The following is an 18688-nucleotide window of genomic DNA, read 5'->3' on the forward strand; positions in this document are numbered from 1 at the left end:
CGAAAATGGATGTGAGTAATCGAAGCGCTTAACGGCTGAACACTAATGCAAAAGATTTGCGCCGAGGCGCATAGATTCATACCATCACAGCGGGTGTCCTGCTGTATTACGCGCAGGGCAGGTTAATCGTAACGTTGGTCGGGCCGCCATCGGAGAATTTCAGTGCCCGAAAATAACTCCCCTTCTCCGTCTATCCCCCGCCCTCAAGTACTCACAGAAAAAGCACTTGCTGCTCTTCAGCGTTTTTCGCACATTGAAGCGGTCAGCGGGATTGCTCTCTTAATTGCAGCTATAGCGGCTTTAGCCTGGGCAAACAGTTCTTTCTCTGCGAGCTACGAACACTTTTGGCATACCAGGCTCACTATTAGTTTTGGTGACGTCAGCTTATCCCAATCACTTCATTTCCTCGTGAATGATGGGTTGATGACAATTTTTTTTCTAGTCGTCGGTGCTGAGATACGTCATGAAATCCATGATGGAGCCTTAGCGAATATTAGAATGGCTTTGCTTCCACTGGGTGCGGCATTAGGCGGCATACTGGTTCCAGCGTTGATCTACATTGCCATCAATCATGGCACAGAAGCCAGTGATGGCTGGGCTGTGCCAACTGCAACAGATATCGCTTTCGCTGTAGGTGTACTTGCCTTACTGGGGAAGTCTATACCCGGAGGTGTAAGGGTATTGCTCTTAGCGTTAGCAATCATTGATGACATTGTCGCCATTCTTATAATCGCAGTATTTTATACTTCTAATTTGAATCTTGATGGGGTGGCAATTGCTGCGGGCGGATTGTTGATGATTTTCATGTTCCAGCGGATGGGCGTTGGCATGATGATCCCCTATGTATTGCCGGGCGCCATCATTTGGTACGGCTTGCTGAAAACAGGCGTTCATCCAACACTGGCGGGCGTGATTCTTGGGCTCTTGAGTCCGGTGCGCTCCATGCCAATGACAGAACGACCGCTAGATATTATTCAGCGAAACTTTCACGAATTGTTAGACCGATTCTCTTCAAATGATACGTCAGATCACTCGGTCACTAAGCCTCTGAAAGAAATACAGCAGGCCCAAAGGGAGATCCTTTCGCCTGTGCAGCGTATTCAAGCAACACTCCATCCATGGGTCGCCTTCGGTATCATGCCGCTTTTCGCATTAGCAAATGCCGGCGTTAGTTTCGCAGGAGCCGACCTTGAAAGCTCGCTATCACAAAATGTATTTATAGCAGTGATACTGGCATTGGTTGTCGGAAAACCATTAGGCGTTATTCTCTCGTCCTACGTTCTTTTGAAACTGAAGTGGTGTGAGCTTCCTTCTGACGTAGGCTGGGCTGGAATCGTTTTGGTAGGCCTGCTTGCGGGGATTGGCTTCACCATGTCGATTTTCATCGCATCTCTGGCATTTGACGATCCGGCCCTGCTAGCCGCATCAAAGTTGAGCGTCTTGTGCGCTTCCGGTGCCGCCGCAGTATTAGGCCTGAGCTGGATTTGGATGCGGCGATTAATCAAGGGCAAAAAATCCAAGGTAAACAGCGCATGATCCCTGGTTGGCGCGCACCGCGTTTTTTATCCAAAAACGGGTTACTGAGAAACGTGATTAGCCAATAGGTCATGATAATTTTTGTATCAAATTCCTTGTCGACAGTCCGAAAATCAGGGCTAATCTCAGGCTGTTGTTAAGCAGTCCACAAGTCATTCACATTGGCTTCTACGAGAATACCCTCCTCGGTTCAAGTGTTATGGGCGGGGGTCGCGTCGGGCACCCGCAAGGGTGGCTGGTCTAGTGCCAGCATTCTTACCTTCGCGGCTTCGCCCACCATCTGGCCATATAGACCTTTCAGCTCAATACGTGTTCTAGAGTGGACTCCACCAGCGATTGCTCCGGCGTGTGCAAGGCATGAAAGCCTAATATCAGCTGCCATATCCATGGGCACGACTGCCTTAATCTTATGATCCTTAAGGACGTATCTGATACCCTTTCGGCCATCCTAAACTTTCGACATACACCTACTGGCGATCTTACCTTCGCCTAACATACCGAGGTTCCATGCAAGCCGAGATGCAGGAGATTAGCGACCATCTCTACCGTTTTGCTCCATTTGACAAACTGCCTAGAGAGTCAGTAGACGCTACGGCACGGCGAGTGGATGTGCGCTATTTCAAAGCCGGCAGCGACATCCTGGAAGCTGGCGAAGTTATCCAGGATTTGCACTATGTTCGCAGCGGAGCCGTAGAGATTTATCGACGCAACGGTGAACTCTACAACCGGCTTGTCGAAGGCGATATCTTTGGCCAGGCAGGGCTTTTACGCAGCAACAAAGTACGTTTTCCTGCGAGAGCACTTGAAGACAGTCTGATTTACTATATCCCCGCAGACGTCTTTGCCGATCTATGCGCACAGCATGACGCCTTTGCGGATTTCGTTGAAGCTGAAGGGCACTCCAGGCTCAAGTCTGCTGTCGAGGCGCAAGGGCGGTCGAGCGAACTGATCCAGCTCAAATGCCGAGCCTTGCTGTCACGCTCGCTAGTGTGGGTTACATCGGATACCACTGTTCGCGAGGCTGCAAGGCTAATGACCGAACAACGCGTTGCTTGCGTCGTGGTCATGTCGCCAGCGGGACTGCAGGCAGGAGACACCCAGGGCATTGTGACCGACAGGGATCTTCGCACGCGGGTCGTCGCTGCCGGAAAGAATGCCGGGGAAACACTCATCAGCGACATTATGACTACAGATCCAGTGGCCATAAATGCTGATGATTCAGGGTTTGAAGCCATGCTTGTGATGCTACGCCGCAATATCCATCACCTGCCGGTTCTCAACCAGGGCCGCCCGATTGGCGTAATCAACCTGTCAGATATTATTCGGTACGAGTCCCACAGTAGCTTGTACCTGGTCAACAGAATATCTAACCAGACGTCGGTCGACGGTCTGAAGTCGCTCTTACGAGACCTACGAGGAACGTACATCCGCATGGTGCGAGATGGCGCGACCGCGCACATGATCGGCAGCGCTATCTCTGGAGTCGGCAGAGCTTTCACGCAACGCCTGCTGGAACTTGCGGAAAAAAAACTGGGCCCTCCACCAGTACCTTATTGCTTCATGGTACTCGGCTCGATGGCGCGCGATGAGCAACTGCTGATAAGCGATCAAGATAACGCTTTGGTGCTGGACGATCGATTCGACCCCTCCTCGCATGATGCATATTTCCGCAGCCTTGCATCGTTTGTGTGCGATGGCCTCGCCGCGTGTGGGTACAGTTACTGTAAGGGCGGGATCATGGCGACCAACGATCAATGGCGCCAGCCTTTGAAAGTTTGGCGCAGCTATTTTGATCAGTGGATCGAGAAGCCAAACCCGACAACCTTACTCAATAGCTGCATTTTTTTCGATCTGGATGGCGTATTTGGCGAGCTCTCGCTGGTGCAAGAACTCAAAGTCCTGTGTGCTCAAAAATCCAGTCGACATCCCGGATTTCTCAATGCCATGGCCAGGATTGCGCTCAACCGGACACCCCCCTTGGGATTCTTTCGTACCTTTGTCGTCGAAACAGATGGGCAACAGAAGAGAATCATCAACCTCAAAGGTCGCGGTACCGCCCCGCTCACCGACCTCATTCGCATCCATTCGCTAGCTTGCGGCAGTACCGCGCAGAACTCGTTTGATCGTATTGATGAAATCACTAGCGCTAATATCATGCCGCCCGAAGCACTGAAGCACCTGCGTTATGCGCTGGAATTCCTCTCCATGGTGCGGATCCGGCATCAGGTAGAGGCCCTGGAGCAAGGAGAAACGCCCAATAACTATATCGAGCCTGAACGCTTCTCTAATAGCGAGCGACACAATCTCAAAGAGGCCTTCCAAGTCTTGAGTAACGGCCAGAACTTTTTGCGCTTTCGCTACCCGGCAAAGGGCCGCACCTCAAAATGAATGAGGCCAAGGTGCAATCGGATTACCCGGCGGACTGGCCAGATGTGTTCCGGGAATTGGCGCAGAAGTCGGCTAATTCTTGCTTGAGAACGTTTTATCAGAGGGGCGTCGTTTCACCACAAACCCTGATTGAAAGCGTGGAATTTCTTGCAATGGACGTGGAGACAACCGGGCTCAATGCCCAGGCTCACAGTATTGTCAGCATCGGTTTGGTACCGTTCACCTTGAAGCGCATCTATTGCAGCAGGGCAGCGTACTGGGTGCTAAATCCATCATCAGAACTGAATGAAAAGTCAGTCACCTTCCACCACATTACCCACGCTGAGATTTTGAATGCTCCCTCGCTCCCTGAGGTGCTGGAACCGCTTCTGCAGGCCATGGCCGGCAAGGTGATTGTCGTCCATTACCGCAATATCGAGCGTGAGTTTCTTGATGCAGCACTGCGTAGGCACCTCGGAGAAGGCCTGAGGTTTCCGGTCGTAGACACGATGCAATTGGAAGCCAGGATGCATCGGCAAAAGCAGGGTTGGATTGCCAGGCTCTTGCGCCGTCCGAAGACATCCATACGATTGGCCGACAGCCGCACGCGCTATAACCTTCCAGCCTATCAAGGGCATCATGCGTTAACCGATGCCCTCGCTACCGCTGAACTGCTACAAGCGCAGATAGCTACCCATTATTCATCAGCGTCACCTATTGGCGCGCTATGGGACTGACGACCCGGCACCAAGCGGGGTCGCCAGAAATGCCGTGGCGGCAGGCTTCTCAAAGCCTCGAAATTCTGTCAGATGGTATGCATGATTCCATACGTCTGAGCAGGCTTTTATGTCGAGTGCTCGGAAGTCCTCATAGCCACTTCTTTGCTACGCCCCACAGGCATCTCGCCACCGGGAATCGATGCAACGTAAACGGTGCGCGATGGCAGTGCAAAGCTGACACCTATCTCGTTAAAGGCGTCCATTATTTCTAAGTTTATGTCCTGCTGAATATCCATGTAGACGTTATAACTTGGGTCTAAAACAATGTAGACCACCTCAAATTCTAGAGCGCTCTCCCCAAAACTACGAAAATGGCATCGGTCAAATCGGGCTTTCTTTTGCTGCCTGATAATATGCTCGATTCGTTGCGGTACTTCCCTTACCTGCTGCGCGGAACAACCATAATTCAAGGCTATCTCAAAAACGATCCTGCGCTCTAGAAGCCGTTTGTAATTCTGTATGGTACTTCCGATCATGTCCGCGTTAGCCATAACGATTTGTTCACCGCCAAGGCTACGAATCCGCGTTGTCTTCAATCCTACATGCTCGACGGTGCCAGACAATGAGCCCACAACGATGAAATCGCCTACCTCAAACGGTTTATCTACCGCAATGGATAGCGAAGCGAATACGTCCCCTAGAATATTCTGCATTGCCAAGGCTATAGCGATGCCGCCTACCCCTAAACTGGCGACGAAAGCTGTAATGTTTACGCCGACGTTTGAAAGCATCGCCAGCACAACCACGACCCATAAGAAGACCTTTGCTCCCCACAAGCTTAACGTCGCCAACGCGCTCCCCTGAAATGTTTCAGAGGCACTGTGCCGTTTGAAGTATTGGGCTAAAGCCAACGCAGAAGCGCGATTTGCCCAGAGGCCGACCTGCAAAGCAGCAACAACGAACCAGAGGCTGCTGACTCGTACAAGCCAACGCTCTGGAAGGTCGAGCACACCTACACCAATGAGTATCGATGCAAGCAGTAAAAGCGTATTGCTCGTTCCTGAAAGCACTACGACTGCAATACGGCTAATAGGTGCATTGGATGATGCTGATATCTTTCGAAGTTTCCTCAGAAAGACACCGATCAAGGTTCTCGCGAATACAAAGCTTATTGTTGCCAACACAACAGCGAAAGCCCAGTTGGCTAACGAAATCCCCAAAAACTCGTACGTGATGAAAAAGTTAACAACTTCTTGAAACATTCTGACCTCATTTATCCGAGGTTTAACCCGCCAGCAGTTGTGCTTGGCGGGTTATTGAAGGATTAACGGTCGCTCAGCCCCGAGCTTCAGCGGGGCTCGGACATCAGCCCTTTCACCAGGGAAACGCAACCCAGCGCCAGAACGAGTGCGAAAGGCAGGCCCGTCGATACAGCCATAGCCTGCAGCGCCACAAGACCGCCGCCCAACAGTAGCGCAATGGCAATCACTCCCTCGATGACAGCCCAGAATACACGCTGCGGAACAGGCGCATCGACCTTGCCCCCTGCTGTGATCGTATCAATGACCAGGGAACCAGAGTCCGAGGAGGTGATAAAAAACACAATGACAAGAACAATGCCCAGGAACGAAGTAATTTCCTTGAGAGGTAGTTCTCCCAGCATCGCGAACAGCTTCAGTTCCAACACAGCATCCTTGACGCCAACCAGGTTTTGTACGGTAGCCTGGTCAATGGCAGTCCCGCCAAAAGTCGTCATCCACAAAACCGATACCACGGTTGGAACCAGCAAGACCGAGATCAGGAACTCTCTGACTGTTCGGCCACGGCTGACGCGGGCAATGAACATCCCCACAAAGGGAGACCAGCTAATCCACCATGCCCAATAAAATGCAGTCCAGCCTTGAGTGAATTCAGTGTCAGTGCGTCCAAAAGGGTTGGAAAGTGCCGGGAGGTACTCAGCATACGTCACCAGATTTTTAAAGAATCCAGTGAAGATCGCCAAGGTGGGCCCAACAACAATGATGAACACTAGCAACAGCAATGCGAGGCCCATATTGATTTGAGACAGCAACTTGACGCCCTTGTCCAAGCCTGCAAGTACCGACCAGAGCGCAATTAAGGTGATACCAACGATCAGCACCACCTTGCTTAGATTCGTCGACTCAATACCGAAGAGATATTCAATCCCTGCTGCTGCCTGCTCTGCTCCTATCCCCAAGGAGGTCGCCAGTCCAAACAAGGTGGCAAATACCGCCAGGATATCGATCATGTGCCCCGGCCATCCCCAGACGCGCTCGCCTAGCAATGGATAGAAGATCGACCGTATGGAGAGCGGTAAGCCTTTGTTGTAAGAGAACAACGCCAAGGATAAGGCAACAATTGCGTATATCGCCCAGGGATGGAGTCCCCAGTGGAAGATAGTGGCAGCCATTGCCAAGTCGGCGGAGGCCGTTGCATCACCCGCTGCTCCCCCTAACGGTGCCCAGTCGGTGCGCACACCACTTGCATCGACGGTCACACCGCCCATGGACGCCTGGTAATGCGACATAGGTTCGGCCACGCCGTAGAACATCAAGCCGATGCCCATTCCCGCGGCGAAGAGCATCGAGAACCAGCCCACATAGCTATGGTCTGGTTTAGCATCTCTACCGCCCAAACGAACCTTTCCCAGCGGGGAAAAAATCAGCACGATGCAGAGCACCACAAATATGTTTGCGATGCTCATGAACAGCCAGGCGAGATTGCCAGTTAACCAATTTCGGATAGAACTAAACAGCGGCTCAACCTCATTTTGAAGTGCGAGCGTCATAATCACGAATAACAGGATTGTTGCGGCTGAAATGATGAACACTTTGCCGTGAATATCGAGGGAGAACGAAAACTCACCCTTGATATTGTCTTGCCCGATGACATAGTCGGTGTCGATCAGATTGGCAGCTCCGCTAGGAGCAGGAATGCCATCCTCACTGCTTTGATGAGGTTTTTCCGGTAGATCATCGCTAGGTGATCGGCCCATAAGAGCCTCCTTGGTTGTGGCACGCTGTAACGTGCAATGGCCGTTAGCCCCGCTGTTCCTATGGTAAAACGAGATGTGTAGGGTCCTATCCTAACAAGCTTTCCAATCATGTGGCGAACGCTGCCTGAATCAGCCCCAGGAAAGCACGGCACCGTTCCCCTCTGAAACTAAAGAACGCGGATACGGATATGCGGTGGGGGACTTAAGCCAATCCATGATTAATCGTCAGCCTCTAACGAAGCTAAAAGCCGCTATATTCCCTTGATTGCGGTCGCACGCTGGCGTCCCTTTGCACGGAGATCGCGATTTTTTTACGCAAAAATTACACGTATTGAATGTTAGCTATCGGATACTTCGCGGCGTTAATTTTGGCAGGCTAACTTCATGTCCTCTGCTGCACTCAGGCTTGTCGGTTTCATCTTAGGCATCTTTCTAATCACGTTGGCTGTGAGCATGGCTATACCCATGATCACGCTGGTGACTTTCGAGCGCAACGACGACCTCTCCGCCTTTCTCTGGTCAAGCTTGATCACCTTCATCTGTGGCCTCCTGTTGATCGTGCGAGGGCGCCCGGACAATGCTCAGCTTCGTCCGAGGGATATGTATCTATTGACGACTTGCAGTTGGGTGGTGGTGTGTACCTTCGCAGCGTTGCCTATGGTGTTCATCAGTCACATCAGTTACACCGATGCGTTCTTTGAGACGATGTCCGGCATCACTACAACTGGCTCAACCGTTCTAAGTGGTTTGGATACCGCCTCACCCGGTTTGTTGATCTGGCGCTCGATGCTGCACTGGCTGGGGGGTATCGGCTTCATCGGCATGGCTGTGGCGATCCTTCCCTTGCTGCGGGTGGGTGGCATGCGTCTTTTTCAGACAGAGTCCTCAGACTGGTCGGAGAAAGTGACGCCCCGCTCCCATGTGGCCGCTAAGTACATCCTCTTTCTCTATCTGGGGCTAACGGGCGCCGGAACTCTCGCACTATGGATCGCGGGGATGACACCGTTTGACGCGGTCAACCACGCGATGTCCTTGATCTCCACTGGCGGTTTCTCAACCTCAGATGCATCACTTGGCCACTGGACACAGCCCGCGATTCACTGGATAGCGGTCGTCATCATGATTATGGGAAGCCTGCCCTTTACCTTGTACGTCGCGACGCTGCGCGGTAATCGTCGTGCGCTGTTCAAGGACCACCAGGTGCGCGGATTCGTAGGTTTTTTGGTCGTGACCTGGCTTGCGGTGGGTACCTGGCTGTGTTTGCACAGCGACTACGGATGGTGGGATGCGTTTCGTATCGTGGCGGTCAATGTGACCTCGGTCGTCACCACCACCGGAGTTGCTGTAGGCGATTACACCTTGTGGGGTAGTTTTGCCGTTCTGTTGTTCTTCTATCTGACCTTTGTTGGTGGCTGTTCGGGTTCAACAGCAGGAGGCCTTAAAATCTTCCGCTTCCAGGTTGCTGGGGCTCTATTAGTGAGTAGCCTGAAGCAGTTGATCCATCCTCGTGCAGTGATTCAGAAGAAGTACAACGGTCATCCGATTGATGAAGAGATCTTGCGTTCGCTGTTGACCTTCTCATTCTTCTTCACCATCACTATTGCAGTGATCGCCTTGGGACTCGCCCTGATCGGACTAGACTGGACGACAGCGTTGAGCGGAGCTGCCACTGCGGTGTGCAACGTGGGGCCAGGTTTAGGCACAATCATCGGGCCTGCTGGCAACTTCTCAACACTGCCTGACGCAGCAAAATGGTTGCTTACCATTGGCATGCTGCTGGGACGGCTGGAGATACTCACCGTGCTGGTACTCTTCACACCGGTTTTTTGGAGGTATTAGTACTCTCACGGTCAGTTCAAGAATGGGCCCTGCAACAATTGGCCCGAGGCTTTCTTGAAAACGCGGAAGCTGCACCAAGCCAAAGAGTCCAACTCAATTGGCCTGCCGTGTGATTCTTCCAGCTAGTGAGGTCAGTTGATCCTTCTCGTGCTGAAGCGTAAGCGTGATCTCTGCGCGAGTGATGAGAAGATCCACGTGCCTGTCGCATGCATCTTTAAAGATCGCTGGGTTTATTTCAGCAAGGCTCATGAGGGCTTTTAACAGCCGAAGGTTTACTTCTAGCAAAGCTGCACCGTCCCTGCTGATCGGGGCAAAAAAATCATCGAACAGATCATCAACCGTCAATCCTCGGAGAAAGACCTGTTTACAGCCCTGGTCTGTTTGCGAGCCAGAGACGTGAGGCTTGCTCCAGCAAGTCAAAGTCCTCACTCCCCGGCCAATGACATCGATGGCTGTTCCTGGGTCGTTCACCGCAGGCGACAAGGCGCGAGAAGCGATTTCCGAAAGAACGCAGAGTCCGAAGCGGGGATCATTTTCAAAGGTTCGCCGCACGCCTATGGTCAGCGTCGCTAGAACCTTCTCTCTTGCAATATCGGTATCCCCGGCCATCGAGTTCCCCAAACTCACGATGTGTAGGAGTGGCATTCCCTCGTATACAAATGTCCCCGGGAGCACATCCAGATAAATCTGTATTTCATCATGCTGAGCAATAGCTCCAAGTGCGCTCACATCGATATGTTGCACATAGCCTGTTAGCTCACTTTTAACTGTGATTGCGCTTGGAGGTAGCGACAGATCGGCTGGGTAAGCTGAGCCGCCTAAGTAGGGCCACTGAACGCGTTGAGTGATTGCCTTTATTGCAGCCTTTTCGACGCGATCGATGGTTTCTCCCACCCTTCCAAGTTTTGACAGGTGATCAATCCAGCGCAGGAGAGTGTAAACAATCAAGATGACCACAATTATCGTCACAGCGAACAGCAATACTCGACCTTGTGTGCCATAGGCGCCCGTGCTCAACGCGATGATCCCCACCAGGCTGAAAAGGAATGAGCCTATGAATGTGGCAAGTGCATTTTGGGTCGTGGTGTCCTCCATCACCAAGGTGGTAGCGCGCGGTGTCACTCCGCTGCTCGCGGCCCCGTAAGCGGTGACCATCGTGCTTAACGAGAAGGTTGTGACGGCCAGCATGCTAGAGGCAATGATCCCCAGAATATTGTCCACGGCATCCGCGCCGATGCGCGCCGACAATGATTCAGGGATGAAGTCTTTGAGCACCACCGCGAGCAGTGCGGTCGCTACTCCGAGAACTGAAAACAAGGAAGCTCTGAACCACAGCCTCTTTGTCAGTTGGCTTATTATCCAGCGCCAGCGAGCGATCATGTGCAATCCTTCAATGACTACGTCAGTTAACGTCGGGAGCAGCGCATAAGTTTTCTCCGGCAATTTAAAACGGATTTTCATCCCGGATAGAAAAACATTACGGCTCGTGACCCGTCTCGAGAATATCCCCGTTCGAAATGTCAGCTTACCTGGCGTGTAGCAGCGGTCTGCAACGGGTGCGGACCTCAGCTAAAGGTGGAAGGCTGGCCGATTGCGCTTCACGCGCTTATCGCGCCCCCCTGTTCCGTGCCAACATCACCTGATAGATCTGAGTTACCACCTGCGTCGTCGCCTCTTCGATTGTTCCTTCATTACGACAGAGCACCCAACCGTGGTCGGCTACCGCTTTTTCGAACGACTCGGTACACGCAACGTGCTCTGCATATTTCTGAATCACAGTGCCGCCCAGTCCTCGCGAACGTGTCGCGGCCCTTGCCCATGAAATTTCCGGGTCGGTAACGACGCCGACATGCAGGTCTGGCACTTGTACGTCTCGATCCATGTTCAACTGGAGAATGTCGGAAAACGGGACTGTTTGCCGAAACGCGGCGTCAGATGGATACCAGCGATCAATCAGGATGATGCTGTCTGGCGGCTGTTTCGTCAGTACGTGACGGGAAATCCAGCTACGACTTTCAGCAAAACCCTGGCATACAGCCCACTCCAGATCCGTGGAGGGATTTCGGGCGAGATTGTTAACCAGGGCCATGGTTTCACCCCTGAAAGGATCGCTTTTTCTCTCGCAAAGCCGGATGACTTTCTGATTGCCCGCGCGCAGTACCTGCGTAATGGCTTCCAACAGTGTGGTTTTGCCGGTGCCCTTGGGCCCATCCAGAGAAACGAACAGCGGACGATTCATTGTTCACACAACAACTGAGACATTGATGACCACTGTAACCTCATTTGCGGGTATTCCATTAGCTCACCCCTGCCCCTTGCTGATACTCACGAGGCGTACAGCCAAACTCCCGTCGGAACACCGTGTGCAGATACTGCGCCGACTTGAAGCCACAACTGCGTGCAACGTCGGCAATCACCGAGTCGGTATTTTTCAGCCCGCTGGTGGCCGCCGCCAGTTTGAAACGCAGGATCTCGTCATGCACGCTGCAGCCTCGTTCAGCGCGGAAGTGCGCTTCTAGTGACGAGCGCGATACACCGACATAAGCCGCTACCTGCGCCGTTTTGATGCCCTGGCAAGCGTATTGGCGGATGAACAGCAGCGCTTGCATGACGTACGGATTGCCCAAGGGTTGGTGCAAGCTCGACACCTGCACATTGACCGCATCGGGAGGAATCAGAATCTGCGTGCCGGTGGACGGCAGGCCGTGCAGCATCTGGTGGAGTAATTGCGCGGCGGTACGGCCCATGGTTTCGGTGCCCTGGATGACCGAGCTCAACGGTACTCGAGTCAGGCTGCGGGTGAGCGGGTCGTTGTCGATGCCGATCAAAGCCACCTGCTCTGGCACGGCAATGCCGGCGGTCAGGCAGGCCTGCAGCAACTGGCGGGCACGAGCGTCGCTGACGGCGATGATGCCGATGGGCTTGGGCAGGCCTTGCAGCCAGGCAATCAGCTGTTCGACGGCGCTGTCCCAGAGCGGCGCACTCGTGCCCATACCGCGATAGATTTCGGCGTGCAGGCCGTCGCGCTGCATCAGTCTGCGAAAGGCTTTTTCCCGCTCCTGAGCCCAACGATTGGCCTGCGCTTCAGGCAGGCTGAAGCAGGCGAAACGCTGCAGTCCCGCCTCAATCAAATGGTTGTAGGCCAGCGTCATCAACGCGTTGTTATCGGTGGCGACATACGGAATCGCTTTCGGATAGGCACGTTTGTCCTCATACGAGCCCCCCACCGCTACCACCGGCAACTGGATGTCGGCCAGCGCTTCGCCAATCAGCGGATCGTCGAAGTCGGCAATGATGCCGTCACCCTGCCAGCGCTCGATCCCTTTCAAGCGACAGAGAAAATCCTCTTCCAGAAAAAGATCCCATGAAGCGCGAGTGCTGCTCAGGTAGTTGCCGATGCCGCTGATGATGCCACGGTCGTAGATCTTGCTGCCGTTGAACAACAGGGCGATACGGTGAACAGGCGGTACGGTTTTCATTGTTTTTATGCTTGTTCTGAGCCCCTTGCTCCGGAGGCGATGCAGACAGACTAGGCGCGTGGGCGACGAACCTCAATACGCAAAATCGCACCCCGTGTTGGTGTTTTTCATAATCAGCGGGCACTGGGCCGTTGTTAGTATCGAGACACCGCCAAGAACAACAAGGACAAGGTCAATGCAGTATTTCCCCGATGTCGAGCCGATTCGCTACGAAGGTCCGGACAGCGAGTCCCCCCTCTCCTTTCGTCATTACGACGCCGACAAACTCATCCTCGGCAAACCCATGCGCGAACACCTGCGCATGGCCGCCTGTTACTGGCACACGTTTGTCTGGCCGGGTTCCGATGTGTTCGGCGCGGGGACGTTCAAGCGCCCATGGCAACACGCCGGCGATCCGATGGAACTGGCCATTGGCAAGGCGGCAGCCGCCTTCGAATTCTTCACCAAACTGGGTATCGACTATTACTGCTTCCATGACACGGATGTCGCCCCGGAAGGCCAGTCGTTGAAGGAGTACCGCAACTACTTCGCGCAAATGATTGATCACCTGGAGCGGCATCAGGAAGAAAGCGGGATCAAACTGCTGTGGGGCACCGCCAACTGCTTCAGTAACCCACGCTTTGCCGCGGGTGCCGCAAGCAACCCAGACCCCGAAGTGTTCGCCTGCGCTGCTGCCCAGGTGTTCAGCGCCATGAACGCGACCCATCGCCTCAAAGGCGCCAACTACGTGTTGTGGGGCGGTCGCGAAGGCTACGAAACCCTGCTCAACACTGACCTGAAACGTGAACGCGAACAACTGGGCCGCTTCATGCGCATGGTGGTCGAGCACAAGCACAAGATCGGTTTCACTGGTGACCTGCTGATCGAACCCAAGCCGCAGGAACCGACCAAGCACCAATACGATTACGACAGCGCCACCGTGTTCGGCTTCCTCCAGCAGTTCGGGCTGGAGCACGAAATCAAGGTCAACATCGAGGCCAACCACGCCACCCTGGCCGGCCATAGTTTTCATCACGAGATTGCGACAGCCGTCTCGCTGGGGATTTTCGGCAGCATCGATGCCAACCGGGGTGATCCGCAGAACGGCTGGGACACCGATCAATTCCCCAACAGCGTCGAAGAAATGACCTTGGCCACCTACGAAATCCTCAAGGCCGGCGGGTTCACGAATGGCGGATTCAACTTCGACTCCAAGGTTCGCCGGCAAAGCCTCGATCAGGTCGATCTGTTCCATGGTCATGTCGGTGCCATGGATGTGCTTGCCCTGTCCCTGGAACGCGCAGCGGCCATGGTGCAGAACGACGAACTACAACGGCTCAAGGATCAACGCTACGCCGGCTGGAAGCAGCCGTTCGGGCAGGCGGTGATGGCGGGTGACTTCAATCTTGAGTCCTTGGCCGAGCATGCGTTCACCAACGAGTTGAACCCGCAAGCCGTGAGCGGTCGCCAGGAAATGCTCGAGAACATCGTCAACCGGTTTATCTATCGCTGATCAACCACAGAGTCTGCGGGCGCGCCGCGCGGTGACATTTCAACGACAAATCTGTGCCTGCGGCGCTTGCGGATTCTCTACAGTTTTACCAGCCCGATAACTCATCGTCAGGCCGTGTCTTTCCAACAAAAATAAAAGGACGCCCCACATGAAGAACGTAAAACGCACGCTGTTGGCCACCGCCCTGGCGCTGCTGTCACTGCCGGTGATGGCTGACGCTACCCACCCCAAAATCGGCTTCTCCATTGATGACCTGCGATTGGAACGCTGGTCGCGTGACCGTGACTATTTCGTCGCGGCGGCAGAAAAAATGGATGCCAAGGTCTTCGTACAGTCGGCTGATGCCAACGAGCAAAAGCAGATTTCGCAAATCGAAAACCTCATTTCCCGTGGCGTCGATGTCATTGTCATTGTGCCGTTCAACGCCACGGTGCTGACCAACGCGGTGGCCGAAGCGAAGAAAGCCGGGATCAAAGTCGTGTCCTATGATCGTCTGATCCTCAATGCCGATGTCGACGCCTACATTTCCTTCGATAACGAAAAGGTCGGCGAGATGCAGGCCAGCGGCGTGCTGAAAGCGGCGCCCAAGGGCAATTACTTTTTGCTCGGTGGGGCGCCCACCGACAACAACGCAAAAATCCTGCGTGAAGGCCAGATGAAAGTCCTGCAACCGGCCATCGACAAGGGTGATATCAAGATTGTCGGCCAACAGTGGGTGAAGGAATGGAACCCGACCGAAGCGCTGAGCATTGTTGAAAACGCCCTGACCCGCAACGACAACAAAATCGACGGCATCGTCGCCTCCAACGACGCCACGGCGGGCGGCGCCATCCAGGCCCTGGCTGCGCAGCAAATGGCGGGCAAAGTGCCGATTTCCGGGCAGGACGCCGACCTTGCAGCGGTCAAGCGAGTGATCGCCGGCACCCAAACCATGACCGTGTACAAGCCGCTCAAACTCATCGCCACCGAAGCGGCCAAGCTCTCGGTGCAACTGGCGCGCAACGAGAAACCCACCTACAGCTCGCAGTACGACAACGGCAGCAAAAAAGTCGACACCATCCTGCTCACGCCAACGTCGTTGACCAAGGACAACATCGATTTGCTGGAACAGGACGGCTTCTACACCAAGGCGCAAATTGCCGGGAAGTGACCGGATCGCAAATCTCTGGTTAAACCTTGTGGGAGCGAGCCTGCTCGCGAAGGCGGAGTGTGAGTCAATAAAGCTCTGTCTGAAAAGGCGCCTTCGCGAGCAGGCACGCTCCCACAGAGTTAAGTGTCTGAGCCTTTTGGAATACGAGCCCTCGTTATGTCCGACTATTTGCTGCAAATGAACGGCATCGTCAAAACCTTCGGCGGTGTCAAAGCGCTCAACGGTATCGACATCAAGGTCAAACCGGGGGAATGCGTAGGCCTGTGCGGCGAGAATGGCGCCGGCAAGTCCACACTGATGAAGATCCTTTCGGCGGTCTATCCCCACGGCACCTGGGACGGTGAAATCCTCTGGGACGGGCAACCGCTCACGGCGCAATCGATCAGCGAGACGGAAGCAGCCGGAATCGTCATCATTCACCAGGAACTGACACTGGTGCCCGACCTGTCGGTGGCCGAAAACATTTTCATGGGCCATGAACTGACGCTGCCTGGCGGGCGGATGAACTACCCGGCGATGATTCACCGCGCTGAAGTTTTGATGCGCGAGTTGAAAGTGCCCGACATGAACGTAGCGCTGCCGGTATCGCAGTATGGCGGTGGCTATCAGCAACTGGTGGAAATCGCCAAAGCCCTGAACAAAAAGGCCCGCCTGCTGATCCTCGACGAACCTTCATCAGCCTTGAGCCGCTCGGAAATCGAGGTGCTGCTGGACATCATCCGCGACCTCAAAGCCAAGGGGGTTGCCTGCGTCTATATCTCGCACAAGCTCGATGAAGTGGCTGCCGTGTGCGACACCATTTCAGTGATCCGCGACGGCAAACATATCGCCACCACCGCCATGGCCGACATGGACATTCCACAGATCATCACCCAAATGGTCGGCCGGGAAATGAGCAACCTCTACCCCTGCGAACCGCACGATATTGGCGAGGTGATTTTCGAAGCCCGCCACATCACCTGCTACGACGTCGACAACCCCAAGCGCAAACGGGTCGACGATATCTCGTTCGTCCTCAAGCGTGGCGAGATCCTCGGCATCGCCGGGCTGGTCGGCGCCGGCCGTACCGAACTGGTGACCGCGCTATTCGGCGCTTACCCGGGTCGTCATGAGGGCGAAGTCTGGCTCGACGGTCAACCCATCGATACGCGTACACCGCTCAAATCGATTCGTGCCGGCCTCTGCCTGGTGCCGGAGGACCGCAAGCGCCAGGGGATCATTCCGGACCTGGGCGTCGGCCAGAACATCACCCTCGCCGTGCTGGACAACTACTCGAAACTCACCCGTATCGATGCCGAAGCCGAGTTGGGCAGCATTGATCATGAAATCGCCCGCCTGCACCTCAAGACCGCCAGCCCGAATCTGCCGATCACCAGCCTGTCGGGTGGCAATCAACAAAAAGCCGTTCTGGCGAAGATGCTACTCACCCAACCCCGGGTGCTGATTCTCGATGAGCCGACCCGAGGCGTGGACGTCGGTGCCAAATACGAAATCTACAAGTTGATGTGCGCGCTGGCGGCCGCAGGCGTGTCGATCATCATGGTCTCGTCGGAGCTGGCCGAAGTGCTCGGCGTTTCCGATCGCGTGCTGGTGATCGGCGAAGGTCAGTTGCGTGGCGACTTCATCAACCATGAACTCACCCAGGAGCAGGTGCTCGCCGCCGCCCTCAGCCAGCCTGGCAGCCATAACAATAACGATCGGAAATCCGCGTAAATGAATCAGGTCAAACAACTGTTCACCCGCTACAAAATGCTCGCGCTGGTGTTTGCCGTGGTGTTGATCTGGCTGTTCTTCAGCTGGCAGACCGAGGGTGGATTCCTGACTCCGCGCAACCTCTCCAATCTGCTACGGCAAATGTCGATTACCGGCATTCTCGCCTGCGGCATGGTGCTGGTGATCATCAGCGGCGAGATCGATTTGTCGGTCGGTTCATTGCTGGGCCTGCTCGGTGGCCTCGCGGCGATTCTCGATGTGGTCTACCACATTCCGCTACTGGCCAACCTGAGCCTGGTCGCCCTGTGTGGCCTGATGATCGGCCTCGCCAACGGCTACATGGCAGCTTACTTGCGCATTCCCTCGTTCATCGTCGGCCTGGGCGGCATGCTGGCTTTTCGCGGGATTCTACTGGGGATTACCGGCGGCACGACCATTGCGCCGGTGTCGCCGGAGCTGGTTTACATTGGCCAGGGTTACTTGCCCCACGCGATCGGCACCGGCCTGGGAGTTCTGTTGTTTGCGCTGACCGTGTTCCTGACCTGGAAACAACGGCGCAATCGCGCCCTTCATGGCTTGGCGGCGCACTCATTGGTTCGTGACGTCATCCGCGTGTTGGTAATCGGTGCCGTACTCGCCGGCTTCGTGCAGACGCTAAACAGCTATGACGGCATTCCAGTGCCGGTTTTGTTGCTGCTGGTTTTGCTGGGTGTATTCAGCTATGTGACCAGTCAGACCGTTTTCGGCCGCCGCGTCTATGCCGTGGGCAGCAATATGGAAGCGACGCGCCTGTCCGGTATCAATGTGCAGGCCGTGAAACTGTGGATTTTCGGGATCATGGGCGTGATGTGCGCCCTCGCCGGCGTGGTCAACACCGCGCGCCTGGCCGCCGGTTCACCTTCGGCCGGCAGCATGGGTGAACTCGACGCCATCGCCGCCTGCTTCATCGGCGGCACCTCCATGCGCGGCGGTTCGGGGACAGTCTACGGTGCCCTCCTCGGCGCGCTGGTCATCACCAGTCTGGACAACGGCATGTCCATGCTCGACGTCGACAGCTATTGGCAGATGATCGTCAAGGGCAGCATTCTGGTGCTGGCCGTGTGGGTGGATGTGAGTACACGCACCGGACGCCGTTGAGCCGCGATGAGTGTGGTCACGGGCATCGTTTTGCTGACGTATCGCAAGACAGTCGTCAAGGCTGAGGGCAAAGCCAGGTGTGAGGCTTTGTTACATTTGTGCAATGCAAAACGATGACCTGTCGTCGTGTCTCAGTCTTGATTGGCCTGCGTCCAACTGCCGCAGCAAACAGGCATTGGAAAATTCTGCACAAGCCTTAGAATCCGCGCGCTCTTGCAGTCGCCAGATTTGGCGCCCGAG

General features: G+C 54.7%; 13 protein-coding genes. 8 read left to right on the top strand and 5 right to left on the bottom strand.

The window, feature by feature from the left end; genetic code table 11:
* Positions 1-162 precede the first annotated feature (162 nt).
* The 3 genes from nhaA (at position 163) to JJD74_RS12495 (ending at position 4640) form a co-directional block, all read left to right on the top strand.
* A complete protein-coding gene (nhaA, locus tag JJD74_RS12485) occupies positions 163-1536 on the top strand; it encodes a Na+/H+ antiporter NhaA (protein WP_200614201.1) in 1374 nt (457 codons plus the stop codon).
* Between the two features lie 507 nt (positions 1537-2043).
* On the top strand, positions 2044-3924 hold the full coding sequence (locus tag JJD74_RS12490) for a DUF294 nucleotidyltransferase-like domain-containing protein (protein WP_200614203.1): 1881 nt from the start codon (positions 2044-2046) through the stop codon (positions 3922-3924).
* Positions 3921-4640, top strand: coding sequence for a 3'-5' exonuclease (locus JJD74_RS12495; RefSeq protein ID WP_200614205.1), 720 nt, complete (start codon positions 3921-3923; stop codon positions 4638-4640). The genes JJD74_RS12490 and JJD74_RS12495 overlap by 4 nt, the downstream gene beginning before the upstream one ends.
* A gap of 107 nt (positions 4641-4747) precedes the next feature.
* On the opposite strand, the gene JJD74_RS12500 is transcribed toward JJD74_RS12495, so the two are convergent.
* A complete protein-coding gene (locus JJD74_RS12500) occupies positions 4748-5884 on the bottom strand; it encodes a mechanosensitive ion channel family protein (RefSeq protein WP_200614207.1) in 1137 nt (378 codons plus the stop codon).
* 86 nt (positions 5885-5970) lie between these two features.
* A complete protein-coding gene (locus JJD74_RS12505; RefSeq protein ID WP_200614209.1) occupies positions 5971-7638 on the bottom strand; it encodes a BCCT family transporter in 1668 nt (555 codons plus the stop codon).
* Between the two features lie 384 nt (positions 7639-8022).
* Here JJD74_RS12505 and JJD74_RS12510 point away from each other — a divergent pair, with 384 nt between their 5' ends.
* Positions 8023-9477: a TrkH family potassium uptake protein gene (locus JJD74_RS12510; RefSeq protein ID WP_200614211.1), complete on the top strand. Its 1455-nt coding sequence runs from the start codon at positions 8023-8025 to the stop codon at positions 9475-9477.
* A gap of 93 nt (positions 9478-9570) precedes the next feature.
* On the opposite strand, the gene JJD74_RS12515 is transcribed toward JJD74_RS12510, so the two are convergent.
* The 3 genes from JJD74_RS12515 to JJD74_RS12525 form a co-directional block, all read right to left on the bottom strand.
* Positions 9571-10857: a DUF2254 domain-containing protein gene (locus tag JJD74_RS12515; RefSeq protein WP_200614535.1), complete on the bottom strand. Its 1287-nt coding sequence runs from the start codon at positions 10855-10857 to the stop codon at positions 9571-9573.
* Between the two features lie 226 nt (positions 10858-11083).
* Positions 11084-11716, bottom strand: coding sequence for a dTMP kinase (locus JJD74_RS12520; protein ID WP_200614213.1), 633 nt, complete (start codon positions 11714-11716; stop codon positions 11084-11086).
* A 58-nt stretch (positions 11717-11774) separates the two neighbouring features.
* Positions 11775-12956: a XylR family transcriptional regulator gene (locus JJD74_RS12525; protein WP_200614215.1), complete on the bottom strand. Its 1182-nt coding sequence runs from the start codon at positions 12954-12956 to the stop codon at positions 11775-11777.
* Between the two features lie 175 nt (positions 12957-13131).
* On the opposite strand from JJD74_RS12525, the gene xylA reads away from it, so the two are divergent.
* The 4 genes from xylA to JJD74_RS12545 all read left to right on the top strand — a co-directional run bounded on the left by xylA (position 13132) and on the right by JJD74_RS12545 (position 18448).
* The gene (gene xylA, locus JJD74_RS12530) at positions 13132-14448 is read left to right on the top strand and encodes a xylose isomerase (RefSeq protein WP_200614217.1); all 1317 of its coding nucleotides are present in this window, start codon (positions 13132-13134) and stop codon (positions 14446-14448) included.
* A 148-nt stretch (positions 14449-14596) separates the two neighbouring features.
* On the top strand, positions 14597-15598 hold the full coding sequence (gene xylF / locus JJD74_RS12535; protein ID WP_200614227.1) for a D-xylose ABC transporter substrate-binding protein: 1002 nt from the start codon (positions 14597-14599) through the stop codon (positions 15596-15598).
* Between the two features lie 156 nt (positions 15599-15754).
* On the top strand, positions 15755-17311 hold the full coding sequence (xylG, locus tag JJD74_RS12540; protein WP_200614229.1) for a D-xylose ABC transporter ATP-binding protein: 1557 nt from the start codon (positions 15755-15757) through the stop codon (positions 17309-17311).
* Positions 17312-18448 carry a sugar ABC transporter permease gene (locus JJD74_RS12545; protein ID WP_200614231.1) on the top strand — a complete coding sequence of 379 codons (1137 nt, stop codon included), beginning with the start codon at positions 17312-17314 and terminating at the stop codon, positions 18446-18448.
* Positions 18449-18688: the final 240 nt, after the last annotated feature.

The organism is Pseudomonas sp. MF6776, assembly GCF_016613125.1.
Classification (GTDB): Bacteria; Pseudomonadota; Gammaproteobacteria; order Pseudomonadales; family Pseudomonadaceae; genus Aquipseudomonas; species Aquipseudomonas iridis.